Source organism: Sanyastnella coralliicola (genome assembly GCF_030845195.1).
Taxonomy (GTDB): domain Bacteria; phylum Bacteroidota; class Bacteroidia; order Flavobacteriales_D; family Sanyastnellaceae; genus Sanyastnella; species Sanyastnella coralliicola.
Genome location: NZ_CP132543.1, coordinates 3,291,445 through 3,317,524, shown reverse-complemented (window position 1 = coordinate 3,317,524; position 26,080 = coordinate 3,291,445). Strand labels below are relative to the sequence as shown.

General features: G+C 46.7%; 25 protein-coding genes. 17 read left to right on the top strand and 8 right to left on the bottom strand.

The window, feature by feature from the left end:
• Positions 1 to 9 precede the first annotated feature (9 nt).
• The 6 genes from RA156_RS13865 to RA156_RS13840 all read left to right on the top strand — a co-directional run bounded on the left by RA156_RS13865 (position 10) and on the right by RA156_RS13840 (position 5,382).
• On the top strand, positions 10 to 408 hold the full coding sequence (locus tag RA156_RS13865; RefSeq protein ID WP_306640913.1) for a hypothetical protein: 399 nt from the start codon (positions 10 to 12) through the stop codon (positions 406 to 408).
• A 36-nt stretch (positions 409 to 444) separates the two neighbouring features.
• Entirely contained in the window at positions 445 to 1,449 is a 1,005-nt protein-coding gene (locus RA156_RS13860; RefSeq protein WP_306640911.1) for a TIGR01777 family oxidoreductase, read from the top strand.
• A 108-nt stretch (positions 1,450 to 1,557) separates the two neighbouring features.
• Positions 1,558 to 2,064 (top strand): ferritin, encoded by a 507-nt coding sequence (locus RA156_RS13855; RefSeq protein ID WP_306640910.1) that lies wholly within the window; start codon positions 1,558 to 1,560, stop codon positions 2,062 to 2,064.
• A 95-nt stretch (positions 2,065 to 2,159) separates the two neighbouring features.
• Positions 2,160 to 2,693 (top strand): YfiR family protein, encoded by a 534-nt coding sequence (locus RA156_RS13850; RefSeq protein ID WP_306640908.1) that lies wholly within the window; start codon positions 2,160 to 2,162, stop codon positions 2,691 to 2,693.
• On the top strand, positions 2,675 to 3,595 hold the full coding sequence (locus RA156_RS13845; protein WP_306640906.1) for a hypothetical protein: 921 nt from the start codon (positions 2,675 to 2,677) through the stop codon (positions 3,593 to 3,595). Before RA156_RS13850 ends, RA156_RS13845 begins: the two co-directional genes overlap by 19 nt.
• A 5-nt stretch (positions 3,596 to 3,600) precedes the next feature.
• Positions 3,601 to 5,382, top strand: a complete 1,782-nt coding sequence (locus RA156_RS13840; RefSeq protein WP_306640905.1) for a SpoIIE family protein phosphatase — start codon at positions 3,601 to 3,603, stop codon at positions 5,380 to 5,382.
• Here RA156_RS13840 and RA156_RS13835 read toward each other — a convergent pair whose 3' ends face one another.
• The gene (locus RA156_RS13835) at positions 5,383 to 6,213 is read right to left on the bottom strand and encodes a universal stress protein (protein ID WP_306640904.1); all 831 of its coding nucleotides are present in this window, start codon (positions 6,211 to 6,213) and stop codon (positions 5,383 to 5,385) included. It lies immediately after the preceding gene.
• 482 nt (positions 6,214 to 6,695) lie between these two features.
• Between RA156_RS13835 and RA156_RS13830 the strand changes: the two genes are divergently transcribed.
• Positions 6,696 to 8,453: a chloride channel protein gene (locus RA156_RS13830; RefSeq protein WP_306640902.1), complete on the top strand. Its 1,758-nt coding sequence runs from the start codon at positions 6,696 to 6,698 to the stop codon at positions 8,451 to 8,453.
• 54 nt (positions 8,454 to 8,507) lie between these two features.
• On the opposite strand, the gene RA156_RS13825 is transcribed toward RA156_RS13830, so the two are convergent.
• From RA156_RS13825 to RA156_RS13815, 3 genes are all read right to left on the bottom strand, one after another.
• Positions 8,508 to 9,869: a cytochrome-c peroxidase gene (locus RA156_RS13825; protein WP_306640900.1), complete on the bottom strand. Its 1,362-nt coding sequence runs from the start codon at positions 9,867 to 9,869 to the stop codon at positions 8,508 to 8,510.
• Between the two features lie 80 nt (positions 9,870 to 9,949).
• Positions 9,950 to 10,717: an alpha/beta fold hydrolase gene (locus RA156_RS13820; RefSeq protein WP_306640899.1), complete on the bottom strand. Its 768-nt coding sequence runs from the start codon at positions 10,715 to 10,717 to the stop codon at positions 9,950 to 9,952.
• Between the two features lie 3 nt (positions 10,718 to 10,720).
• Positions 10,721 to 11,443 (bottom strand): pyridoxine 5'-phosphate synthase, encoded by a 723-nt coding sequence (locus RA156_RS13815; protein WP_306640898.1) that lies wholly within the window; start codon positions 11,441 to 11,443, stop codon positions 10,721 to 10,723.
• A 105-nt stretch (positions 11,444 to 11,548) separates the two neighbouring features.
• Here RA156_RS13815 and RA156_RS13810 point away from each other — a divergent pair, with 105 nt between their 5' ends.
• The 8 genes from RA156_RS13810 (at position 11,549) to murI (ending at position 19,512) form a co-directional block, all read left to right on the top strand.
• Positions 11,549 to 12,205 (top strand): CBS domain-containing protein, encoded by a 657-nt coding sequence (locus tag RA156_RS13810; protein ID WP_306640897.1) that lies wholly within the window; start codon positions 11,549 to 11,551, stop codon positions 12,203 to 12,205.
• 38 nt (positions 12,206 to 12,243) lie between these two features.
• Positions 12,244 to 13,122 (top strand): NAD kinase, encoded by an 879-nt coding sequence (locus RA156_RS13805; RefSeq protein WP_306640895.1) that lies wholly within the window; start codon positions 12,244 to 12,246, stop codon positions 13,120 to 13,122.
• A 52-nt stretch (positions 13,123 to 13,174) separates the two neighbouring features.
• Entirely contained in the window at positions 13,175 to 14,023 is an 849-nt protein-coding gene (gene porG, locus RA156_RS13800; RefSeq protein ID WP_306640893.1) for a type IX secretion system protein PorG, read from the top strand.
• A gap of 124 nt (positions 14,024 to 14,147) precedes the next feature.
• On the top strand, positions 14,148 to 14,894 hold the full coding sequence (gene uppS, locus RA156_RS13795; RefSeq protein ID WP_306640892.1) for an undecaprenyl pyrophosphate synthase: 747 nt from the start codon (positions 14,148 to 14,150) through the stop codon (positions 14,892 to 14,894).
• Positions 14,894 to 17,434, top strand: a complete 2,541-nt coding sequence (bamA, locus tag RA156_RS13790) for an outer membrane protein assembly factor BamA (protein ID WP_306640889.1) — start codon at positions 14,894 to 14,896, stop codon at positions 17,432 to 17,434. Before uppS ends, bamA begins: the two co-directional genes overlap by 1 nt.
• A 47-nt stretch (positions 17,435 to 17,481) precedes the next feature.
• Positions 17,482 to 18,129 (top strand): OmpH/Skp family outer membrane protein, encoded by a 648-nt coding sequence (locus tag RA156_RS13785; protein ID WP_306640888.1) that lies wholly within the window; start codon positions 17,482 to 17,484, stop codon positions 18,127 to 18,129.
• A gap of 25 nt (positions 18,130 to 18,154) precedes the next feature.
• Positions 18,155 to 18,652 carry an OmpH/Skp family outer membrane protein gene (locus tag RA156_RS13780; protein WP_306640887.1) on the top strand — a complete coding sequence of 166 codons (498 nt, stop codon included), beginning with the start codon at positions 18,155 to 18,157 and terminating at the stop codon, positions 18,650 to 18,652.
• Positions 18,653 to 18,714: 62 nt separating this feature from the next.
• On the top strand, positions 18,715 to 19,512 hold the full coding sequence (gene murI, locus RA156_RS13775; protein ID WP_306640886.1) for a glutamate racemase: 798 nt from the start codon (positions 18,715 to 18,717) through the stop codon (positions 19,510 to 19,512).
• Here murI and RA156_RS13770 read toward each other — a convergent pair whose 3' ends face one another.
• Positions 19,513 to 20,019: a gamma carbonic anhydrase family protein gene (locus tag RA156_RS13770; protein ID WP_306640885.1), complete on the bottom strand. Its 507-nt coding sequence runs from the start codon at positions 20,017 to 20,019 to the stop codon at positions 19,513 to 19,515.
• Between the two features lie 130 nt (positions 20,020 to 20,149).
• On the opposite strand from RA156_RS13770, the gene RA156_RS13765 reads away from it, so the two are divergent.
• Complete coding sequence (locus RA156_RS13765) at positions 20,150 to 20,935, top strand: arylamine N-acetyltransferase family protein (protein WP_306640884.1); 786 nt, start codon at positions 20,150 to 20,152, stop codon at positions 20,933 to 20,935.
• 25 nt (positions 20,936 to 20,960) lie between these two features.
• A complete protein-coding gene (locus tag RA156_RS13760) occupies positions 20,961 to 22,805 on the top strand; it encodes a tetratricopeptide repeat protein (RefSeq protein ID WP_306640883.1) in 1,845 nt (614 codons plus the stop codon).
• Here RA156_RS13760 and RA156_RS13755 read toward each other — a convergent pair.
• Genes RA156_RS13755 through RA156_RS13745 form a run of 3 tightly spaced genes read right to left on the bottom strand, consistent with a single transcriptional unit; the run spans position 22,798 to position 26,008 of the window.
• Complete coding sequence (locus RA156_RS13755) at positions 22,798 to 24,858, bottom strand: hypothetical protein (protein ID WP_306640882.1); 2,061 nt, start codon at positions 24,856 to 24,858, stop codon at positions 22,798 to 22,800. The genes RA156_RS13760 and RA156_RS13755 overlap by 8 nt on opposite strands.
• The gene (locus RA156_RS13750; RefSeq protein WP_306640881.1) at positions 24,855 to 25,514 is read right to left on the bottom strand and encodes an outer membrane beta-barrel protein; all 660 of its coding nucleotides are present in this window, start codon (positions 25,512 to 25,514) and stop codon (positions 24,855 to 24,857) included. The genes RA156_RS13755 and RA156_RS13750 overlap by 4 nt, the downstream gene beginning before the upstream one ends.
• Positions 25,511 to 26,008, bottom strand: coding sequence for a T9SS type A sorting domain-containing protein (locus tag RA156_RS13745; protein WP_306640880.1), 498 nt, complete (start codon positions 26,006 to 26,008; stop codon positions 25,511 to 25,513). Before RA156_RS13745 ends, RA156_RS13750 begins: the two co-directional genes overlap by 4 nt.
• Positions 26,009 to 26,080 lie beyond the last annotated feature (72 nt).

Sequence of the window (26,080 nt, the reverse complement as noted above, 5' to 3'; positions counted from 1 at the left end):
CTGATCGCTATGAACAAGAAAGCAGTTAAAGTATTGGTCACATTACAGATGATTCTGCTGGGTGCAGCGTTGCTCACTTCTGTGACTCTATTTATCCCATTAATATTGGGTTTTGTGGTTGGCGGACTTCAATTGATACTAGGAGCCGTGTACGTCATTGGCTTTTGGAATCGTATTTCGTCTTCAACCAAGCAGATGCTAAGTGTTTACTGGGGCGTTGTTATTGCCTATTTCGGAGTAGGGTATGTCTTAGTAGAAATGGTCCGTGTCAATTCAGATTGGCTCTTGGTTCCTGCCATTGGTATCCCTATCGGACTTGCGATTTTCTTTGTTTTTATCACAGACAAAATGAAAAGCGACAAACTCGAGCACGTAGATGAGCATTTGGCAGACATCATTGATGCCTAATTTTTTTCACTAGAAGTTTCAAAAAATACTGAAAAGATGAAACGTAAAGGAAATAAGAAATTGGTGGTCGCTGGAGGAAGTGGTTTCCTTGGAAACTCGCTCGTAGAGCGCCTTCGCAGCGTCTTTGAAGAGATCGTTGTCCTGACACGAAAGCCACAAGAAGCGCAGGATGGAATCCGTTGGGTACGTTGGGATGGAGTACATGTGGGCAAATGGGTCAAGGAGATTGACGGTGCCGACTTACTCATCAACCTTGCCGGACGTTCAGTGAACTGCAGGTACCATCAAAAGAACAAAACAGAGATTCTTCAAAGTCGAGTGAAGAGCACGCTTGCCTTGGGTGCCGCAGTCATTGCCGCAGATCATCCTCCCAAGTGTTGGATGAACGCCTCAAGTGCCACGATATACGACGACGAATACGATACAGCACATACAGAAGCCGAAGGCAGAATAGGCCATGATTTTAGCATGAACGTCTGTAAGGAATGGGAAGCCACGTTCAATGACATCCCAGTTCCAGGAACACGGAAGCTGATCTTGAGAATGGGCTTAGTTTTCGGAAAAGCCGGTGGGGCATTGCCTGAATTGGTAAGCCTAGCTAAAATGGGGCTTGGAGGTAAAGTAGGAACAGGCAAACAACGCATGAGCTGGATTCACGAGGATGACCTGGCGAATGCCTTGATCAACGCCTATGAAGATGAATGGGAAGGCGTGTTCAACCTCACAGCACCCACCCATCCTACGAATGAGGAAGTCATGTGTATAGTCAGAGAGCTGAAAAATGCCACCTTTTCATTCCCCATTGGAAAGCGACTTTTGGAGTTCGGTGCGTGGATTCGAAGTACCGAAACCGAACTCCTACTTAAGAGTCGGTACGTCTACCCTCAACGGCTCATGGAGCATGGGTACGAGTTTAAGTACCCCCACTACCGAGAAGCCTTGGAGGCCCTTATTCAAGGCGGTGATGTGGCTAGCTCATCAATGGTGGGCGATCCGATTCCGCGCCAGCGGGAAAAGAAGCTCATTCTTGCCGAACATTGAAAAAATACTGCGTTAAGACCTCTAGAATTGTTCGCGTTCGACAGCTTTTACTAGCTTTGAAACATGCAGCAAATCCAGCTGTTAAAATATCAAACAAGCAAAAGGAATATGTTAGCAAAGAAGATTGAAGACGCACTAAATCAACAAATCAAAATTGAGGCTGAGTCATCTCAGGTCTACCTCGCCATGGCTTCATGGGCAGAGACTGAAGGACTGAATGGAACGGCAGCATTTCTGTACATGCACTCTGATGAGGAGCGCATGCACATGATGAAGTTGGTGAAGTTCGTTAACGAACGCGGCGGAAAAGCCGAGATTCCAATGCTTGCGCAGCCGCCAAAATCATGGAGTGGCATTCAAGAAGTGTTTGAATCCCTATTAGAACACGAAACGAAAGTAACCGCTGAGATCAACAATGTTGTTGATATCTGCTTGTCTGAGAAAGACTACACTACGCACAACTTTATGCAGTGGTACGTAAGTGAGCAGATCGAGGAAGAAGCACTAGCGCGCACGATCCTAGACAAGTTGAGCTTGATCGGAAATGATAAAGGAGGGCTCTATCTCTTCGACCGCGATCTTGAAGGGATGCACAGTCTTGAAGAAGAGGCGTAAGTATCCACATCTAAGCGTTTAAAAAGACCCGAAAGCCCTGACCTTCAAAGGTTGGGGCTTTTTATATTTGATCCTACTGACGACACTTTGCGCGTATGAAACTCTTTTGGTTAGGTATGGCAGCTCTCTTGTCTGTTTGGCTGCAAAGTCCTGACCAGACTGATCCGCAGGTTGAAGACGATGATACCGTAGCGGTTTTCAAAGCGAGTTACCTTTTCAAATTTGCTACTTCGAATGACTGGCCAGAAGACGCCAAAACAGGGCCCTTCAAGGTTGGGATATTCGGCAATAGCAGCGTGTACGAGAATTTCCTCAACAAATTCGCGACCCACGCCGTAGGTAGTCAGGTAGTGGAAGTGGAAGAAATCACCAGCGCCAACTTTGATGAATTCTATCACATGATCTATGTCGATAGAGCCATGTCGAGTGAATTCAAGAAAGTCATTAGCTCCGTTGGAGACGCCCCCACTTTGGTGGTTGCCGACGACAAGTCGTTCATCAACAGTGGTGCCTGCATCAGTTTTGTCGTCGTAGACAACGCAACGAAATACATTATTAACTCCGAAGCAGCTCAGAAAAAGGGCATCACCTTCGGTTCAACCATCATACTATGGTCAGTCAGCGAATGATTCAACGCCTTGGTGCCTTGTTGCTGATCATCGCTCCGTTGTTCAGCCTAGCACAGGGAACTCCAAAAACCGAAGAGGCTGTACGGATTTACCAAACAGGAGATCTGATGGCGGCAAGAACACAGATTCTTGATGCCCTGCAATCGAGCGAAGAGAAAGACCAAGCCTACACTTGGTTCGTGAAAGGATTCATTTTCAAAGAGATCTTTAAGCAGATTGAGAAAGGCAATCCCTTCAGTGAAAACCGCGAAGTAGCGGTGGAAGCCATTCTGCATTCCATGAAACTCGATGGAAAGGGGGAATACCGTGAAAACAACGTGAACGCCCTCAAATACTTGTCGTTAACCTACTACAATGATGCGGTTCTGTTGACGAAATCGCTCAATGAGTCGAACCTTGAATTCCCGCTTCAATTCTACCAGCGATACAAGGAGCTGTACGTTCACATCGAACCAGCGAAAGATCACAAAGAACAAGACCTCGAGTTCTATAAGAACATGGGGAAGGCCTGCCGTATTCTCTACGAAAAGGAAGACGGTACCAAAGTGATCTACTTTGATAAAATGGTTGACTTTTACAAGATGGCCCTAGAGGTGGCTCCTGAAGATTTTCAGGCGAACTACAACCTGGCTGTCAACTACTACAACAAAGGAGTTTACAAGATTCGTAAGATCGATCACAACACGGAAATCTTTGAATTAATTCGCATTCAGGACGAATGTGTTGCCTTGTTTAAGCAAGCCCTGCCGTTCATGCTTGCAGCACACGAGGCACAGCCTGAACACGCAGATACCCTTAAAGGACTCATGGCAATCTACCGCTCACTAAGTGATCGTGAGACTGCCATGGCTTACCAAGAAGAGCTAGAGAAGTTAATCACTGACGGTAAACCGCAAGACTAGCCTTCATGAACTTCAGGTTTACTATCCCATGGAAGATCGGTGTCGGTTTTGGGATGTTCGTTGTGGTAACGGGCGTCCTATTCTTCTTGACATCTAATACCTTGAGTGAATCGCGATCAATCAATCGCGAGATCAACGAGGTGTACGCTCCTGGGATCGAAGCTGTTGAAGAACTATCCACCCAACTCAGCTATAGTGAACTCCTCATCCGCTATTGGGGAACCGTGCAGTCGCGAGACGATGTGCTCGAAAAGCGCAACATGCGCACGCTCATTGGGACAGAGATACCAAGTCAACTAAGCACCCTCGATTCACTCAGTACAGAATGGAACAATGAAGAGCAGTTCGTCTTAGACAGTCTCAATACAACCATGGAACGACTGTTCATCTTGTACCAGCAAGTCATGGTCAAGCTCCCTGATTTTGAGAGCTACGCAGATCAAATGACCCGGATGGATATCGAGTTCCTCCTCCTACCAGATGAGGGAATTGATACAGAGTTACGCTCAGCGAAAGGACAAATTGATCGACTACTACAAGCCCAGCGAAGCAATCTGCTCAGTGCTACGCAACGTAGTGATGCTTTAGGCGATCGTCTGCGCTTTCTCGCAGGAAACATCTCCATCTTCATTCTGATTGTGGGAGTAGTCATTGCCTTCTTGGTATCGCGTTCCATTGTTCGTCCGGTAAATGAACTGAAGCGCACACTGCTCTACCTCGGTAAAGGGATCTACCCTCGCTCTACCGTTGAAGTGACTTCCGATGAAATAGGACAAATGGCCTTCGCAGTCAATCGTCTCGTGGACGGCTTAAAGAAAACAAGAGAGTTCTCTGCCCAAGTGGGTTCTGGAAACTTCGAAGCTACCTATACACCACTTTCTGAAGATGATGAGCTTGGCTTTGCGCTGCTGAAAATGCGCGACGATCTTGCCGCCAGTGAACGCCACCTCGAGCGAAAGGTAGAGGAGCGTACCAACGAAGTGGTGCAGCAAAAAGAAGAAATTGAACGCCAGAAGGAGCGGGTAACTGAGCTTTACAAAGACCTCACAGACTCCATTAACTACGCGAAGCGCCTCCAGCAAGCCATCCTTCCAACCAAAGAGTTTGTCTTGGATATGTTCCCTGATTCCTTTGTCATGTATCGTCCGAGGGATATCGTTTCTGGTGACTTCTACTGGTTCAAGACCACTGGAAAGAAGAACATCTTTGCCGCCGTTGACTGTACAGGACACGGGGTGCCAGGAGCCTTCATGAGTCTGGTGGGTCACAACGTACTCAACCAGGTAACGAAGGTGTTCACGCGGCCATCTCAAATTCTGAATAACCTCAACCGACTTGCCGCCGAAGCCTTGCGCAGCGAAGAGTCAGAAACAGGCGTCTCTGACGGCATGGACCTAGCCATGGTGACGATTGATATGGAAAGTCTTGAGTTGGAATATGCAGGGGCATACAACCCATTGTATATCATCCGAAACAAAGAGATTATCCAACTGAAGGCTGATAACTTCTCCATTGGCTCCTTCCGCTTCGGTGAACGCGAGTACACCAACCACAAATTTCAGCTGGAGAAAGGAGATGCGATCTACGCCTTCTCTGACGGATATGTGGATCAATTCGGAGGAGATAGAGGCAAGAAGTTCTTGAAGAAGCGCTTTAGAGAAACCCTCTTATCTATCTCTGATCTGCCCATGGATGTGCAGCACCAGAAATTGAACGAAACATTCGTTCGCTGGAAAAAGAGTCTAGATCAAGTAGACGATATCTTGGTAATCGGAATTCGCGTCTGATTATCCAGAGAAGACTGAACCACTCATGACATAGCTGTCTTTCGGGTTCAAACACATTACTGGAATCTGCGCTTCATTTGTGATCATCTGCTGCTCGTAACCACCACCGATGATGCTGATCAAACTGTTCTCGTAGAAGTTCATGATCGTAATCAAGTCTGCATCAATCGAAGAAGCGTATTTCACAACGGCCTTCGCAAATCCAGAGCTCTTTGACTCACTAATCTCTACATCGAACTCAATCTCACGCTCCGAAAGGAAACCTTTGGCGTAAGTGATGTTACGGTCGAGTTGATTCTTAAGGAATTCATCCGTTTCTCCTGGAGAGATGAGGTGAACGCGGCTGTTGAAGTACTTCGCCATATCTGCTACCAACGAAAGCTTTTGCTTTGTTTCCTTGTGAAGGTCCAAAGGCACAACGATGTCGTCGTAACCACCTTCGCGGATGCCTTTCTCCTGAACAACGATGAACGGAATAGTAGAATCAGTTACGATACGCAGGGCACGGCTTCCAGTAATGAATTGCATTCCTTTCATTCCGTGTGTTCCCATGATAATCATGCTAGCACCCATCTCTGTCGCCACATCGTCAATGTCTTCGAAGATGCTACCGATACGAACGATCGTGTTGATCTCGAATCCACTCTCTTGCTTCACTCGGTCAGCTAGCGTTTCAAGCTTTAGGCGAGCCTCAGAAATGAACTTCTTGTTCTCGATAACGTGAAGCACATTCACTTCAGCGTCAATCGCTTTACCAACAGTGATAGCGTGGTTTAGGGCTGTGTCACCAACTTTGGTGAAATCAGTAGGTACTAGGATCTTCTTACTCATGGCGTATTGGGTCGTAACTGCTTTACAGGTCGAAAATAGCAATATCTCATGTGATAGCTCCTAAGCGTGTAGGAATTTTCCTAGGAAGGATGGGTGTCAGTGTCCTACATCATATGGAAATGAACCACTTAGCTTCGTATCGTCTAATGACCTATTCAAGGTCGGATCATCCATCCTATACCACTGTTCACTTTTAGCAAACATGATGATCTCAATAGGCAGCCACCGGCCCCAACCGGTGGTTTTTTACCAACCATGCCTGGTGTCAGAATATTCCTACAGATGGCTTATCAGTAGTCCTACACTTCTCGAAATGAGGAAACGTAACTTCATAGAGTTGAATGTAAGAAAGCTGAATGCAGTTTTCTGACAATGAACGCACCGATCTATTTTTTTCTCATCAGGCGCCGGGTCTTGTATCCGGCGTTTTTGTTGGGTGTCATGGAGGTTTTCCAATAGATTTGTGCCACTGATCTCCCCTGATGGAACGTCTGAGAGCTTACCTTCTTTCTATTCGCCAAAAGCATGCCTTGATACTCATGAGCATCGCTGTGGGTATAGCCTCAGGTCTTGTAGCCGTCATCCTCAAGAATATAGTATTCGGAATTCGTCGGCTACTCACCGAGAACTTTGCCATTGACGGCCTAAACTGGCTTTACGCCATTTACCCAGGCATCGGTATTCTTCTGACACTTTTAATCGTCAAACGATTCTTGAAAGGTGTCCACCCCGGGCCTGGAATCCCTTCCACGTTATACGCCATTAGTAAACGAAAAGGGCAGCTTCGTCGAAAGCAGATGTTTGCCTCCATCATCACCAGTATTTTCACTGTGGGTTTCGGGGGAAGCGCCGGACTGGAGGCGCCTGCGGTCCAATCGAGTGCAAGCATCGGGTCTAACATCGCCGCTTCGCTGAAGATGAACTACAAAACGCGCATTCTGATGATTGGATGTGCCGCGGCTGGTTCTTTGGCGGCCATATTTAAAGCACCGGTGGCAGCGATCATTTTTGCCGTTGAGGTGATTATGATTGACTTGACTACGGCCAGCTTAGTTCCGCTCTTGATGGCTTCGCTGTCGGCATTGTTGACCACCTACCTTTTTGTGAATGACGGACAACTCCTGAGTCTTGATGAAGTGGCTCCGTTCAAGGCGCGCTACTTGTTTTACTATGTGGTATTGGGGATTGGTTGTGGGGTGTTCTCGTTCTATTTCAATCGCATTTACTTGTGGATTACCCATCGGATGAACGCGATTAAGAACGGTTGGGTTCGTGTCGCCTTCGGCGGAATGTTACTCGGAGGTATCATCTTGGTATTCCCTCCGCTTTATGGTGAGGGTTATGATATCCTGAATGCATTCCTCCGTGATGATCTTAGGGAAACCACTGTCAACTCAGTTTTCTTTGAAGTGTCGATGGAGTCGTGGTATCTGCTCGGTTTCCTCTTTGCTTTGATGGTGTTGAAGGTAGTGGCTACCGGAATTACACTCGGCTCTGGTGGAGTTGGTGGAATTTTCGCCCCTACGCTTTTCATGGGAGGAACCTTTGGATACTTAGTTGCGAAGGTCTTGCAGAAGACTCCCGCAGCCGGCGATATCCCCGTTGGTAATTTTGCCTTGTTAGGAATGGCTGGCTTGATGGCCGGAGTGCTTCATGCGCCCTTGACCTCCATCTTCTTGATCGCTGAAATTAGTGGGGGCTATCAGCTTTTTGTTCCTCTAATGGCTACCGCCGGAATAGCTTATTACACCAGTCGACTCTTCACGAAACACACGATCTATACCCGCGAGCTGGCTGCGAAAGGGGAGTTGATTACGCATAACAAAGACAAAGCAGTGTTGACCTTGATGAGTCTCAAAGATGAAATCGAAACCAACTTTGCGACCATTCAACCGGAAGACTCCTTGCGTGAATTAATTGCTGTTGTCAGTAACAGTAAGCGAAACATCTTTGCAGTAGTTGATCCTGCTGAACGACTGATAGGTATCCTCATGTTGGATGACATTCGATCGATTATGTTCAATACAGAGCTGTACGACGATGTCAAAGTAAATGAGCTAATGACACTCCCGCCGGAGATCATTCACCTTTCAGATCGGATGGAAACGGTGGTGTCTAAATTCGATGATTCTGTAGCCTGGAACCTGCCTGTGGTCGATGAGCAAGGAAAGTACATTGGCTTTGTCTCTAAGTCTCGACTGTTCTCAGCCTACCGCCAAGTCTTGGTGGAAGTTTCCTAAAAAGAAAAGCGCCTCCCCGAAGGAAGGCGCCATCTTGTTTAGTAGTTGGTGTCTTTATTCGATACAACCTTGGTCAATCTGAGAGATCGCGTCATTGTTCGGGAAACACTGTCCGCTAGGAAGTGCATCCGGTGTGTAACGCACCAAGTTTGGATCGTACAATGCGTATTCAATGAAGTTCACAAGGTCATCAATCTCTTGTTCTGTCAATTGAAGTGCATGGAATTCTTCTGCCAATTGTGAAGCAGGAACATTCATGTTTTCGGCAACCGCATTATTCTTGTATTCGATAACTTGACGAACAGAAGTGAAAGTTCCTCCGTGGCCAAAGAAAGGTGAGTCTCTAAGGTTATATAACTGAGGAGTCTTGAATTTGTATTCATCTTCAGGATTACCAGTGAATCCACCACGTCCTTTATCGTCGTCAGTTCCATTGATGACATCTGGGCCAGACAAGTCATTCATCCCGATACCGTAGAAAGTCATGCTGCTAAGGGCAGGTCCCGAATGGCAGCTGTTACATTCTGCTTTAGAGAAGAACAACGTTGCACCACGTTTTTCGCTGTCAGTCATGGCGTTTGTGTTTCCACGAAGCCAGTCTTGCCATGGTGATTGGTTGGCCAATATTGTTCTTTCATAAGCTGCAATCGCTAAACCTCCAGTTCTGTTGGTATAACGCGTTGCTTCTGGCCAATCCGGGAATGCTATGTCAAATAGTTCTTCATACAAGTCGATTTCTTGACATATTTCTTCGTTGATAAGACTACGATGGACGGTTAATCCAGCAATAGCTTGTGTTTCAACTCCTTGATGGCCAAAGTTGTTGTTGAAAATAGGTGTCCCTGGCGTCCATTGAGACTCTGTGCCTTCATTCACTCCAGTGGCTCCGAACTGTCCATTCCATAGCATTACATCTTGATATGCACTGTTCATAATAGTAGGAGAACGGCGCGTTTGTATATCCATTGAGTCAGCAGGGTAAGCTGGATTGGCTTCTCGCCCTTCACCTGACATCCCAAATCCAATGCCACCTTCTCCTATCCCTTGTCGAACATTGGCCTGAAATCCAGCCGCTGAGTGATGACAAGTCGCACACGAAAAAGTCCCAGTACCAATTTCTAATCTGGGATTAAGACCTATCCCCGTTTCATGGAACAACAAACGACCAAGTTCAACCTTGGCAGTGTTCAATGGGTTCAATGGGTCTTGCGGAATCAGTGAGAACTGATCGCTCTCCGGAAGAATGAAATAATTTAGCCCCTGTCCATTCGACGCCGTTTCAAGTACTTCACGGAGCTGAGCATCAAGATCTACCACTTCGGTAGTTTGATCATCGGTCTTGTCTTTCTTACAGCCGGCAAGCGTGAGCAATACCACCGCTGATGCAAGGAAGATCCGGTTAATAGATCGCTGCATTATGAGTTTTTTAGTTATAAGTAGATTGTCAGTTATCACAAAAATACAACATTTCGTCGACAGTAAATCGACTTTAGTCGTTAGAGTGCCTCCAAAAAGGTACGAGTGACAGCTAAGAAAGTTTCAGGCGCTTCGGCGTGAAGCCAGTGTCCAGCGCCGTTTATCGTCTCTAACTCAGAGTTTGGGAAGTAGTGAGAAAGGTAAAACTGATCTTCGTCAGTTATGTAGTTTGATTCGCTACCTCTAACGAATAATGTATCTGTCAAACAGATCTGTTGGTCGGTTTCGTCTACAATTACCCCGATCTCTCGGTTCAGCACCGGAACATTGAATCGCCAAGCGAGTTCTCCTTTGTTCTTCCAATAAAGATTCTTCAGTAGGAACTGACGCACTCCCTCTTCTTCAATGTGTTGTTCGAGGTGTTTACCAACAGCTCCTCGGGTGCCAAGGGAATTTAGGTCAGCTGTCATCAGTGCCTCTAGTATCTTTTGGTGGTGAAGAGGGTATGGCTTTGGAGCCATGTCAGCAACGATGAGTTTATTCAAGGCATAACTATGCTCTGAAGCAAAGAGCATCGCTGTTTTTCCACCCATCGAATGACCAATCATATCAACGTCGGTCAAATCGTGATCTTCCACAAATTTGGCGAGGTCATCAGCCATCAATTCGTAACTGAACTCATCAGCATGAGGAGAACGACCGTGGTTGCGTTGGTCAACAAGGTAGACTTGGTGGTCTTCCGCATAGCTGCGTGCTAACGTTTGCCAATTATCTCCCGAGCCAAACAGTCCGTGAAGAATAATGAGAGGTCTTCCTTCCTCACCAATTTTTCGGTAGAACAATTCCATGTGCTAGAGTTTGCCGAGGTACATTTGAACCGTGTTCTCTAATCCATAGTACAAGGCGTCGCTTATGAGTGCATGGCCTATGGAAACTTCTTGCAGTCCTTTCACTTCTTGAGCGAAGAAAGCCAGGTTATCTAAGTTCAAATCGTGACCTGCGTTCACGCCCAATCCAATGTCTCTGGCAAATGCTGCTGATCGAACAAAAGGGGCAACAGCCTCCTCAGGGTTTTTCGCAAAACCGGTAGCATAAGCTTCTGTGTACAACTCAATTCGATCTGAACCACATGCTTTCGCGCCTTCAATCATGGCTTCATCAGTTTCGATGAATACACTGGTGCGCGCTCCCCATGAAGAAAGCTGGGCAATGACATCTTTCAAGAAATCGGCATGCTCAATGGTGTTCCATCCAGCGTTGCTTGTTAGTACACCCGGTGGGTCTGGGACAAGCGTCACTTGGTGTGGTTTTACCTCCTCAACGAGCTTCATGAATTCAGCGTTAGGATACCCCTCAACGTTAAATTCTGTTGTCACAATTTCCTTTAATTCTCGAACGTCGGCGTAGGTGATGTGACGTTGATCAGGCCTTGGGTGAACTGTAATTCCCTCAGCACCAAAGGCTTCAGTGTTTTTGGCCGCGAGGGCCACATTCGGCGTATTCCCACCTCGAGCATTACGGATGGTGGCGATCTTGTTAATATTTACGCTTAATCTGACAGAAGTTTTTCTCATCTGTTGAACAACTTGTTTAAAAATTCAACGTCCTTTAAACAGAGGCAGCCCTCATGCGGTTAACTTGTTGACGCAAAGGTAGGGCTATCTGTAGCTGGAAAACACATGGACATCAATAACATCATAACGAACGAAATTCCTTCGCTGATCGCGAAAGACAGTATAGAAACCGCAATCCAATACATGGATGACTGGAAAGTAGGCCATCTGGCTGTACTTGACGGAAAGAAGTTTCTTGGTCTTCTCGACGAATCAGTGCTGCTCAGCGCAGAAGGTGTTCAGAATAATGTTGGCGAGTTTGAATTGATCGATATCAAGGTTAGTCCGAAGGTGCACATCTTCGACGTGATTGAATTGATGGTTGACTACAAACTCAGCATGGTGGCTGTAGTGGATGAAGAAGGAAATTACCTCGGAGAAATCCTTCCGTTCCATATCATCGAGTGTTTGGCAGACCTCACAGCGGTTCGTCAAGAAGGTTCAGTCATTGTTCTTGAAATGAACGATGTCGATTACTCTCTTGGTGACATTGCCCGCCACGTAGAAGCAAATGATGCCAAGGTATTGAGTGCTTCAGTAGCTCGAATGGGCGATAGCAGAATGGTGCAAGTCTCGCTCAAGATCAACGAAACAAGCATTCGCGGAATCGTGCAGACCTTGCAGCGTTACAATTACACCATTAAGGCTACTTATGATGCGCCGAACTATCAGGATGACCTGCGCAATCGCTATGATGAGCTGATGCGCTATCTCAATACCTGATCCTCTTTTCCCCATAGAATATTGATACCTTCGTAAGCATGAAGCTCGCAGTCTTTGGTAAACGCTTCGAAACCGAGTACATCGATGCCATAACTGGTCTACTCGATATGCTCGTGATTAGAGGGCATGATCTTCTCGTTGGAGAGCGATTTAGTCGTTTCTTGAATGAGATCGGAATCGCGCTTCCTGCGAAAGCAGAAATATTCCACGACCATACAGAAATCGAAGGGGCAGATGTCATGATCTCCATTGGAGGTGATGGAACCTTGCTTGATACCCTCGGTGTTATCCGAGACAAAGACATTCCTGTGCTTGGTATCAATACAGGACGTCTCGGGTTCCTTTCGAACATTCCAACAGATGAAATCGGCCAGGCCATTGATGCGCTAGAGAACAAAGAGTACAAAATCGATGAGCGTTCTTTGATCAAGGTTGATTGTCCTGATCTCACAGATATTGATTTCCCATATGCGCTCAACGAAGTGACGATCCACAAAAAGGAAGATGCTTCGATGGTGACAGTGGATGCCTATAAAGACGATAAGTTCATCAATACCTATTGGGCAGATGGGCTGATCGTGGCCACACCAACAGGGTCTACGGCTTACAGCTTAAGTTGTGGAGGTCCGATTGTGATGCCAGGGTCTGAAAATTTCATCCTTACTCCAATTGCACCGCACAATTTGAATGTTCGTCCACTGGTAGTGCCGAATGATTGTAAAATTCGTTTGCGTGCTGAAGGACGAGCAGAAGAATTCCTTCTAACCTTGGATTCGCATAGTTATAGCTTGAAGGCTGGAGCCCAGGTAGTCCTTTCTACAGCGGCTTTCCGGATGAAATTGATCGATATGGAAGATCAGCATTTCTTCCAGACGATTCGCAATAAGTTACTGTGGGGAATTGATCGAAGGAATTAAGGTTTCGACTACTTTTGCAACACAATTGGAAATATCTCGTTTATAGTGCGGTATGCGTTTAATTGTCGCTTTCATATCATCTTTATTTCTGCTAACCGCAGGAATTGATCTCTCCGCTCAAGGAAAGAAGTTCGAAACCAGTCGAGAATTCGGTTTGGTAGCTGGTACTTCATACTACATCGGAGACATCAACCCATACCAACACTTCAACGGAACGTTACGAGTAGGTGGAGGCGCGATGTACCGAGAGAATCTAGACAAGCGTTGGTCTATCAAGGGCCAAGTATTCTACGGAACCATCGAAGCAACAGACGCTGATAGTGACGATCTCTGGCAACAAAACCGTAACCTGAGTTTCCGAAACGAAATCATTGAAGGTTCTGTAACGGTAGAGTTGAACTACGTGGACTATCAAATTGGAAACCGTAAGGATCCAATTTCCCCTTACGTTTTTCTTGGTCTTGGGTACTACTCACACAAGCCGCAAGCGAACTACTTAGGACGTTGGTACGAGCTTCAGCCATTAGGAACAGAAGGTCAAGGAACCTCTGAAGGAGAAGCGCCATACAGTTTGAATGGAGTGTCAATTCCATTCGGTGTTGGACTAAAAGCCAACCTGTTCAGCATTGTAGCCATCTCTCTAGAATGGGGGATGCGCAAGACATACACCGATTATCTTGACGACGTGTCAACCACTTATGCGAATCCAGCTGTTCTGGCTGACGAAAGTGGAGAGCTCGCAGTCATCCTTTCAGACCGCAGTTTAGGACTCGAGGGAGACCTTGAGAACAACGCCGGACTGCAGCGAGGAGACCCGGGTAGACGCGATTGGTTCAATTTCACCACTGTAACCCTTTCCATCCGTTTAGGAAAGCCCCCAACAAGCTGTTGGAATCAGTAAGGAAGTCCCCTTCTTTTTGGGTACATTTGCCGCTGAACTGCGGAGCTGCGTTGTTAAAATTGCTTAACTGCGCATATCCTGCGTTCTACTCCGTTAGGAGAATGACCAAAACAACACCAATTGCATGGGGGAGATCGAGGGCATTGATCAGAATAATATTCCGCAGCATGTCGCCATTATTATGGACGGCAATGGACGTTGGGCTCGTGAAAAAGGCCAAGAACGCATCTTTGGCCATTTTAATGGGGTTGAATCAGTGCGCTCTGCGCTGAAAGGAGCACGCAAACTGGGCGTGAACTACCTCACACTCTATGCATTTTCTACGGAGAACTGGAACCGTCCTCAAGAGGAGGTTGCAGCCCTCATGGATCTGCTCGTTCAAACCATCGTTGATGAGGTGAGCGAACTCGATCAAAATGATGTGCGTTTACGCGCTATTGGCGCGTTAGACAGCCTTCCGCCGAAGGCAAAGCTTCAGCTCGAAGCGGCCATGGAACGCACTGCATCAAACAAAGGAATTCAATTGGTTTTGGCATTGAGCTACAGTGCACGTTGGGAAATCGTGGAAGCGGTTCGCTCGATCGTAGCCTCTGGAGTGAAAGCCAATGAGATCGATGAAGAATTGATCACCAAGCACCTAACAACACAGGATATACCAGACCCGGAACTGATGATCAGAACCAGTGGTGAACAACGTATAAGTAACTTTTTGCTGTGGCAAATCGCTTATGCAGAGTTGTACTTCACTCCGAAATTCTGGCCGGATTTCCGCGAAAGCGATCTTTACGACGCGATCAAGGCTTACCAACAGCGCCAACGACGTTTCGGGAAGACAGCAGAACAGATCACTCTAACGAACGAAGAAAAGTAATGCTTAGGAACGTCCTCATTTTCCTGGTATGTCATGTCGCCTTATTTGCTTCAGCGCAGGTAACCCGCCTCGGTGAAGTAGTTGATTATAGTTTGCCATCTACCTACACTGTTGCCGGAGTTACCGTGACAGGTGTGGAATTCAGTGATGTGCAAGCCATCAAACTTTTTGCTGGGATTCAAGTAGGTCAAGAGATTACCGTACCTGGTGACGATATCACACAGGCCATTAGAAATCTTTGGCGTCAGCAGCTTTTTAGCGATATCTCGATTTACGCCGCGGAAGTTCGTGGTACCGAGATCTTCTTGGTCATCGACTTGAAGGAGATGCCTCGACTGGGGAAATATAACTTCCCTGGTTTGAAACGCTCTGAGCGTGAAAGCCTGCGAGAGCTACTTGATCTTTACTCTGGACGAATTGTCAATGAAAACTTGATAGCTACTACCAAGAAGAAGATCATTGATCACTACATCGATAAAGGATTCTTGAACGCTGACGTGACGGTGACCACAGAGCCGTATGACCAGATTGAGAATAGCGTGAAGATGGCCATCAAGGTGAATAAAGGCCAGCGCGTGAAGATTTCTGAAATCAACTTTGTTGGGGTTGAAGAGATGAGCGAGAAGAAACTAGCTCGTTCAATGAAAGAAACCAAGCAGAAGGCTTGGTGGCGGGTGTTCAAGAGCTCAAAGTACATTGAGGAGAGCTACGAAGGAGACAAGGAAGCCCTCATTGCGAAGTATAACGCGAAAGGTTTCCGCAATGCGCGTATTGTTTCTGATAGCATTTACCGCACCGCTGATAATCGCATTGCCATTGACATCACCGTAGATGAAGGAACGCAGTTCTACTTCAGAAACATCTACTTCAGTGGTAACACGAAATACAGAAGTTCGCAGCTTGATTCGATCCTAAAAATCAAATCAGGGGACGTTTACGACGCACAGATGTTGGAAACGCGTCTCTACATGAACCCGAAAGGACTAGACATCACAAGTCTTTACCAGGATGATGGATACCTCCAGTTCCAGGCGTTCCCAGTAGAAGTATTGGTTGAGAATGACTCGATCGATATTGAAGTGAGAATGTACGAGGGTAAGCAGTTCCGCATTGGACGAGTGACTGTGGTAGGAAATACCAAGACAAACGATCACGTAATTTACCGCGAGATCAAGACCAAGCCAGGAGCCCTCTTCTCTAGAACAGATATCATTCGTACACAGCGAGAGCTTGCGCGATTGAATTACTTCAACCCGGAAGCCTTCCAGGTGAATCCAATCCAGAACGATGATGAAGGAACGGTAGACATTGAATACGTAGTTGAAGAAAAACCTTCCGATCAGATTGAGCTTTCTGGTGGTTGGGGTGGAGGCCGTGTGGTGGGTACCCTCGGTTTGAGCTTCACCAACTTCTCACTTCGTCGCATGTTCAAGAAAGATGCTTGGCGCCCAATCCCTTCAGGTGACGGACAGCAATTGAGCATTCGAGCGCAGTCGAACGGGGTGTTCTTCCAGAGCTACAACCTGTCATTTACTGAGCCTTGGTTGGGTGGTAAGAAGCCGAACTCATTAACCTTCGGTGTTTATCACTCAATACAGAGTAACGGACAGCGACGTACGATTGATGGCGAAGCCAACCCGCTGCGTCAGTCATTGAATATTACAGGAGCTAGCATCGGTTTCGGACAGCGTTGGAAGCGTCCAGATGACTGGTTCTTGATGTACGCTGGAATTAGCTACCAGCACTTTGACCTGAATAACTTCCAGAGTTTCTTCTCATTCGCGAACGGTAAATCGAACAACTTGGCATTGAACTTCTCAATCCAACGTAACTCGGTAGCCGATCCGATCTTCCCGACCTGGGGGTCGAATGTGAAGTTTAGCTTTAAGGCCACTGCGCCATACTCATTCATCCGCAAGAACGTTCTTGGAGAAGATGTTGACTACGCATCAATGACCGATGAAGAGAAGTTCAAATGGGTAGAGTACCACAAGTGGAAGTTCACTGCGAACTGGTACACGCCACTGACGAAAGGTAGCGAGGAAAACAACCGCAAGCTGGTCCTCAACGCGAACTTCGGTATGGGTGTTCTCGGACTTTACAACAGCGACATTGGTCTTTCACCTTTCGAACGATTCTACCTCGGAGGGGTCTTCCTTTCTGGTTTCGTACTTGACGGACGTGAAATCGTAAACCTTCGTGGGTACGATGACCTTTCTGTGACCTACCCGAACCCTAATACAGGTTCACCATCGATTGTGAAGTACGGAGTTGAACTCCGCTACCCACTTTCAACGAATCCGAACGCAACTATTTACGCACTTAGCTTCTTGGAGGCAGGTAATACATGGGCAAATGTTCGTGACTTCAACCCGTTCAATGTAAAGAGAGCAGGGGGTGTTGGTCTTCGAATCTTCCTACCAATGTTCGGTCTACTCGGACTGGATTACGGATGGAGATTGGACGACATTCCAGAAGTCCCAAATATGACCCAAGGACAGTTCCATTTCAGCATTGGCATGAATCTTGGAGAACTGTGACATAGAAATATTTAATTTCGCCTTCCTGAGCCTGAAACAATTTTAAAATGAAGAACATACTTGCAGCGTTTGCCTTTTTGCTACTCTTGCCGACGATGTCATCTGCCCAGAAGTTCGGATATGTAGATACCGACTACATTCTGAAGCACATGCCGGAATACACGGAAGCACAAGCTGAGTTGAACCGCCTTGCGGCTGACTGGCAAGTGGAGATCGAAGCGAAGTATGAAGCCATCCGTTTGTTGGAGGAATCATACAAAGCGGAGAAGGTGCTCCTTACACAGGAAATGCGTCAGCGTCGTGAAGATGAGATTCGCACGAAACGCATGGAAGCACAGGAAATGCAGAAGGCGAAATTCGGTGTGGATGGCGAACTTTTCCAGAAGCGAGAGGAACTGATCAAACCGGTTCAAGACAAGCTTTACGAAGGAATCCAAAAGGTGGCAGACAGCCGTGGATACTACGTAATCTTCGACAAGAGTAACCAGAGCAACATGCTCTACACCAACCCTAAATATGATCTCAGCGATGACGTGATCAAGAAGATGGGTTACACGCCAGGAGAACTGGTAGAAGACGATAAAGACGGAGGCGGCGACAAAGGTGGAGCCAACTCTGGAGGAAATAAGGGTAACTCAGGAGCTGCTGGCGGAAACCGCGGTGGTGGTGGAGACACTCAAATGAAAAGAAAATAGGACTTAATACAACGAAGCATAGATTATGAAGCGCACGCTTTTACTCACCATTTTTACTGCACTACTTGCAGTTCCAACTCTAGCGCAGAAGTTCGGACACATTGATTCGAGCGCATTGTTGGCAAGCATGCCTGAAACAACTGAGATCCAAGGTAAGATCGAACAAGAGGCGCTTGTTTACGAACAAGAGCTTCAGAACATGCAGGCATCATTCCAAGCGAAGTACGAAGAGTACCAGCAGAAAGTGAACACTTGGCCGGATGCAATCCGCAGCTCGAAAGAGGTTGAATTGCAAAACCTACAGCAAGGAATTCAAGACTTCTCTGTGACAGCTCAGCAAGACCTTGCAAAATTGGAAGAGACACTATTGACACCAATGCTCGACCGCGCGAAAGAAGCGATTGAGGCCGTTGGTAAAGAGAACGGATTCACTTACATCTTCGATACATCGACTGGTGTAACCGTGTACAACGGAGGTGAAGACGTGATGGACTTGGTGAAAGCCAAGCTCGGAATGGAATAAAAACCACCACAAATAATAGAAAAGCACTCTTCGGAGTGCTTTTTTTTATTCTTTTGAAGTCGATGGAAGCACCAATTGGCATCTTTGATTCAGGAATTGGCGGTTTGACCGTAGCCAATGCCATTCGCAAGAAATTGCCGAATGAGTCTTTGGTGTACTTCGGCGATACCGCCCACCTCCCGTATGGTGACAAGTCTCCTGAATTGATTCGTCATTATGCTGCGCGCATTGCTCACTTTCTTTCTGATCAAGGGTGTAAGATGATTGTCATCGCCTGTAACACGGCCTCATCACATGCCTTTCAAACAGTCAAAGATGTCGTTGGTCCTAATGTACCGGTGATCAATGTGATTGATCCGGTAGTCAACGAAGTCGTGGATCGTTATCAGGGAAAGAAAGTGGGAATCATCGGAACAAAAGGAACAGTGGATTCACGCATCTATCCGCGGAGAATCAAGAAGGCAGATGCTTCGGTAAAAGTAGCTTCGCTGGCAACACCACTACTTGCCCCGATGATTGAAGAGGGATTCTTCCGGAATACAATTAGTCAATCCATCATCCATAATTACCTCGAGAAGAAATCACTGAGCGAGATTCAGGCATTGATACTTGGCTGCACGCACTATCCTTTGATTAAGCGTGAGGTGAAGGCTTTTTATGATGGTAAAGTAGAAATCCTCGACTCTCCAGGGATAGTCGCTTCCGCGATAGCGAAAACACTAAAAGAACACCAACTCGAAAGCCAGCGCAAAGCAGATTACCGGTTCATCGTATCTGATAAGACCTCTTCATTCGAAAAAAGCACGCGCATCTTCTTCAAAGAGCGCATTAGCCTGGAAGAACTTCGGATTTGGGATTGATCACTTGAACCAGCTACCATACATGACGTAATTGGAAGCAAGTTGCTGCAAACGCTCAATAGACTGACCTGCATCCATTTCTTTGACCTTCTTGGCTGGAACACCAGCCCAAATTTCACCGGGCCCTACTTGTGTTCCTTCTTTCAATACAGCCCCAGCGGCAATGATCGATCCGGATGAAACATGGCATCCATCCATAACGATGCTGCCCATGCCGATAAGCACATGATCATCAATGGTGCAGCCGTGCACAATTGCGTTATGGCCGATGCTCACATCGTTGCCAATGGTGGTCGCGGCCTTCTTGTAAGTACAGTGAATGATCGCACCATCTTGCACATTTACGCGGTCTCCGAGCTTGATAAAGTGGACGTCAGCGCGAACGACGGCATTGAACCAAAAGCTGCATTGGTTACCCGCCGTAAGTTCTCCAATCAGCGTGGCGTTAGGAGCAATGAAACAGTCTTTTCCTAGTTCAGGGGTTTTGCCTTGACATTCTATGATCATAAAGCCAAGGTAAGCAGGGTTTTTCTGGCATGCTTTCTGTGTTTCAAATAATTGTTAAGTGAACCGCATGTCAGACATCCTTTTCGGGATTTGCTTGTCTTTTATGTACCAAGTATGCTAACAATTGCGAATGGATACCTCTCTCATCCATAAAAAGTATGCAGCTCGACTCGGCATGGCTATACCGAAATCGGCTGATCTGAAGTTGCTGATGGATCTTCATCGGCGACATCAGGAAGTCATTCCTTTTGAGAATATTGATATCAGAAATCAGCAGCCTCTCAGTCTGGAATGGCACGACTTGGTGGCCAAGATCCTTGATCAGAGTAGGGGTGGTTTCTGTTACGAACTCAATTACTTGTTTTGTTTGCTCCTTCGTCAATCGCACTTTCGAGTACGTATGATCAGTGCCAGGGTGTTTTCGAAATCTGGAGATCTCGGACCTGAGTTTGATCACCTGGCGTTGATGGTGGCGCATGGGGGGAAGAAGTACCTGGTAGACGTAGGCTTCGGATCATTCTCAAGCATACCTCTTGTGATTGAAGAAGGAATGATCCAAGAAGATCAAGGGGAGTACTATCGCATCAGTCGCTTTGATCGAAGATATATGGTGGTAGAGCATTCACGAAATCGTCGTCATTGGAAGTCATTGTATCTCTTCACCTTGGTGCCTCGAACGATTGAAGAGTTTGCACCGATGTTCAGGTATCACCAGCATTCGCCAGAGAGTATTTTCACACAAGGCACCTTAGCTACCCTGCGAACTGCAAACGGAAGAGTCACATTAACCCATGATAAGCTAGTGGTGACCAATGGGGATGAACGCTCTGTGAAGCGAATTGAGCCTTCTGAATTTCAAGCTTACTATCAAGAGCATTTCAACACTTTCGGAATGCACTCTGAATCAGTACTGTAATTTACTTTCGGCGTATATTGCATGAATGCGCCGTACCCTAACCAACGCCGGATTTTTTCTGGCTCTTTTTTGTTTTCCTCTTCTTTCCATCGCCCAAACATCTGATGAATACATCAAGATGAAAGCTGACTCAGCATGGGATTACATCTTGTGGACAGAAACACGTCCTGATGCCATGCGCATTGCAGATGAACTCGCGGAGATTGGAGAGAAAGAGGGCATCTTCAAAGCAAAGATCAATGCGGTTCAGATTAAGGGCGAGAACTTTTTTTACAGTCCGTATCTCGACAGCGCCCTTTATTACTACCACATAGCCTATGACCTCGCCACGAAAGAGGGAGATACGAATGAAATGGCGTACTCAGCGGTTTCGTTGGGGGTTACGCATACCGATATGGGTCAAGAAGACTCGGCGTTGTTTTGGTTAAACGATGCACAGCAGATTCGTGAAATGCGCAAAGACACCGCGAACCTACTATTCGTTTTGTCCAAGAAAGGCTGGTTGTTAAACATGGCAGATCGCCATGATGAAGCGATGGAGGTCTACCTCTACTCCTACGATTTAGCCGTGGCAAGTAAGGATACGCTTGAGCTGGCCAGTGCGATGTTGGGTATGGGTATTCTTCATAAGCGGCAAGAGAATTTCGCTAGCGCGGAAGAAAGCCTCCTTGAATCGATAGTATTGAGTGAATCAATCAATGATCCTTACAGTGCGGCTGCAGCTCGAGGGAACCTTGGACTACTCTATAAATCCATGGGTAAGTACGAAGAAGCTTACGAGCTCTATGCTCCCATCATTGCGTTGTACGAAGAAGCACAATTCACTGAAGGTCTCATGAGTGCCCATGGTAACCGCGCCATTATCAGCAACCTCATGGGAGACCCGGATAATGCGTTAATCGAAGCGAGAAGGGCCCTCAAGTACAATGAGCTACGAGGACGAGATGAAAAGGCGGCAGACTACATCAATGAAATCAGTAAGGCCAAGTTATCGCTCGGAGAGTTGGACAGTGCGCTGTACTACGGTGAGCAAGCACTAGCCTTGGCACAAGATGGATTGATGTTCGAACGCAAACGCGATATCCACTTGACCTTGAGTGATGTCTATTCCGCCAGAGGCGAGGATAAACTAGCCTTAGAATCATTCAAACTACAGGCAGCGATGAACGACTCCATCTTCGAATTGGAGCGTTCAAAAGAGGTCTTGGCCCTACGCGAAGAATTCGATTCGTTGAAGAGAGAACAAGAAATTCAACGGCTTGAAAGTGAAAAGGAAATGGAACGTCTCCAACGGAATACCTTGATCGCCATTTTGGTAGTGGTGGTGTTATTGTCTTCCGTGATTATCGTTCGTGAAGTCGGACGTCGCAGAAAAGCCAAAGAACTGCACGAGGCTGAAATCCAAGTAGCAAATCTTGAACGCGGACGACTAGAAGATCAGCTCGAGTTTAAGAACCGAGAATTGACTTCATCAGCATTACACTTGGCGCAAAAAAATGAGCTCTTGGCGCAGATTAACCAAGAGCTCAAAGAGTTAGAGAAGAAGAGTAATGAACAGAGTGAAACAAGGGCGCTCACGCAGAAAATCGACTTCGATAAACGCATCGACAATAACTGGGACGAGTTCACCCGTACGTTTACGGATATAAATGCGTCATTCTTCGCCAATCTTCAAGCTCAGTATGGGAGCTTGAGTAAAGGTGAGTTGCGCCTTGCTGCTCTGTTGAAGATGAACCTTAGTTCGAAGCAGATTGCCACCATTCTTTCGATTTCTGAAGACGGTGTTAAGAAATCCAGGTACCGTCTGAGAAAGAAAATGGAGCTAGAATCGAACGAAAGTCTAGAGTCAGTGATCTTGGCGATTACTTAATCTGGTAACGCTTCGCATACTCAGACCAAACACCCGCGAGAAGCTCTCCGCTGTGCATTTTCTTTAATCCTGTTATAGGATCATCCAACAACATCGCCAAGTCAGGGTATTGCTGATAGTCAGCTCCGATTTCGTTTAATTTTCCTTTGACGTGTGTCATGTGCGCCACGAATATTTCTTGGTAGTCTTCGAGCCACTCTTCAAACTGAACTTGTTCAGACGTGGAAGGCACCATTGACTTCGCCAGACTGTTATCATAACTCGCTGCTGAAGCAGATGCATCCCTACCCGTTTCCGCGCTAGCGAAAGAAGGATCATCACCATTGGCTAAGGAAGCAATCATTGACTTCAACAGTTCCATTTCTGACTTCATAGAAGCCAATTCACGTTCTGTTTCAGCAACACGTTGCGCAAGGTCATTTGTGTTGAGCCCAACAGCCACATTGACGATGTTAGAACCAATGTTATCACCGCTTTCCCAAGCAATACCGATGATTTCGTTGAAGCGATGGGTAGGCAATTCTTCGGGTGAAAACGCCACGCCAAATCCATCATTATTTCCGCTAGGTAAGATGTAATCGCCTTCGTTTACCTGACCGAGGACTTGGGTTGGAACCTGGCCGATGAAACCAATCACGGCGTAGTCAGATTCTTTGCCTTCTTCAGGCATATTCCCCAGTACAATAGGGTTGGTAGAAACCACCATGTAGTGATCAGCATTCGCTGTGTTGTAGGCAATTTGTCCGGCGTGCACACCCACAACTTGACCTGGGTGAAACTGCTCTGCAGGATTCATTTTTGGAAGGTATTCAGCATAATCAGCACCACCTGAGCTGAAGTTGCAGCCTACATTTAACTCGTAGTACGCCGTTAACTCAACCCATTGTGCGCCCATTACAGCCGTATTTAACACCATCACTGTAGCCTCACCGATGTCCAGCTGGGCGCTACATGCAGCTCCTTCTGCAGCAATGAAGGCTTGCTCTAATCCACCCATCACAACATCCCAAATGAAACGGAAACTGCTTTGAAGCTCGTCAAGAGTTTGTCCTTCAACACGACCAACTGCCTGATCGCTACCATTAATGAAAGTGAGGAAGTTCTTTGATTCGTTAGCCGTGCCATCCACCTTGATCAGGATTCCCTGGTTTGATCCTTCAACGATAAGCGGGTAGCTGTCGAACGCAAACTGATCACCATTGATGTCTGCATCGATGATTACTTGATCGTTGAGGGAAGTCTCTCCGTTTACTTCGAACGTTGATTCTGCCGTAGCCGGACCATTCATTGTGGTGGTATTCGTCACCGAGAGATCAAGAAATTCCGCGCCAGCGTTGAAAGTCACATCACCATCAAAAGTGGCATCCCCAGAGAAATACGCAGCAGCGCCGTTGTTGACATTGAAGTTGTCATTAAGTTGAGTCAAACCGTCAACCGTCAAACTTCCTGTGAGGTAAGTCGGTGAGCTATTTAGAACGTTCAGTTCACCCATGAGATCAGTGTTTCCTTCAACCAATAGGTCTGCTCCGAAAAGCGCATTCCCGCCGTTTAGGACATAGAAGTTGCTATTTACCGTCGTTTCGCCATTCAACGTTGAACTCCCTTCAATGACTTGATCGCCTGCGGCATAAATATCACGGTGGTAGGCGTAAGGCAAGAAAAGCAGCTCTTCTCGACTCAAAACTTCGAAGTCTGTTCCTGTATATGAAATCTGCACTTCGAGCTCCTTCGCCGTACCGTCCCAATCAATCATATTGAAAGACTCATTTCCGAAACCAGTGTGCTCACCACTTCCGATGATCAAATTGACCATACCGAAACGATCTGTCATCGTCTCATGCAATTCCTGGTATTCCACGTCAGAATCGCTGTTGTACACGGTGAATAGCAGTGAAATCGAAGCTTCAACAAGGTAGTTTCCAGTGATATCAACCCCGGGGATTTCTTGTGCGTTTTGATCAATGATCAAGGCTTGATAACTAAAGCCGTCTGTTTGTGCGCTAACGCGGAATAGGGCAACAGCGCAGAGGATGAGGATGATTAGCTTTTTCATGATCCTTTCAATGAGTTTTGGTAGCAGTAAGAGCAGTATTTAGATCCGACGATGACGCCGAGGGTTAAGCGATGAACCGAGAAACGAAGCGTCTCTGGATCAGTGGTGAATAGAGGTGAGCCGTAGCCATATTCATATTTCAATCGAACAACCACGCGACCATCAGCACAGTAGTTGACACCAAGTCCTCCATTGACAAAAAGGAAGGTTTCATCGAATTGCTCTACGCCATTGAGGTCATAGATCTCGTTATTGACGACTTGATTTCCCGACATCAAGAATTCTGGCTCGAAGGAAGCGCGGGTGAAGAATGACCATTCTTTCTTTTTGTAGAACTCGTAGTCCATGCCCACGTTAATCCCAAAATAGCGGGCACTCCATTCGTAGGAGTTGCCGTATACGGGATCGTTTCCAAGAGAGCCGTATTGATTGAAGGTGAAGGCGCCTGATGCATGAAAGCGGGGTGATAAATTCCGGCGATAGCCGAGCGCATAATGGAAATTCGTTTGATTCACGAGGCCGGTAAGCTCTTGTCCGTCTGAATTGGTGTAGTTGAATTTGCTGGTGACACGTCCTGCTTCAGCAAACACCTGTTGTGCTTGAGAAGAAACCGCGCAAAGAAGCAAAGTCACGACGATGAGTAGTAGCTGTTTCATTGCTTGATGACTTGAAGACTGACCGAGTTGACTTGGTCAGTAATGGTGATGAGGTAGCTGCCCGCAGGAAGCTGGGATAAGTTGATTTGGTTCTGTGTTGCGGCCGTGCTGGTCTCTTGGTAAAGTTGACGTCCGGTCATATCATAAGCACTGATCTGAATGGAAGAAGTCTCGACACCCTCCACTTGGATCGTCAGGATATCTTGGAACGGGTTAGGCCAAGCGTCTACCATCAATAGGCTTTCGGTCTTTCTGACTTGCGAAGTCATCGGTTGCTGAAATCCTTCAAAGACCAAAAATTGATCTGTGGAACGGGTCCCATTTACGCCTGACTGTCCGGAGCTATGTGAGACCAGAACTTGGCCAGAAAAACCACTCTTGATGGCCGCGTTTCCGATGCTCGAGTGATGCACTTCAAGCTGACCGAAAGAGGCCATACTGGATGCCATGAATAGGATCCAGAGGCCGATAGAAATGTGTGCGTTGATTGACATGAGACAAATGTGTGGATCACGCACCTCCTACCCTAATTATAGGGGTGGACAAAGGGTGGACACATTTGTAAG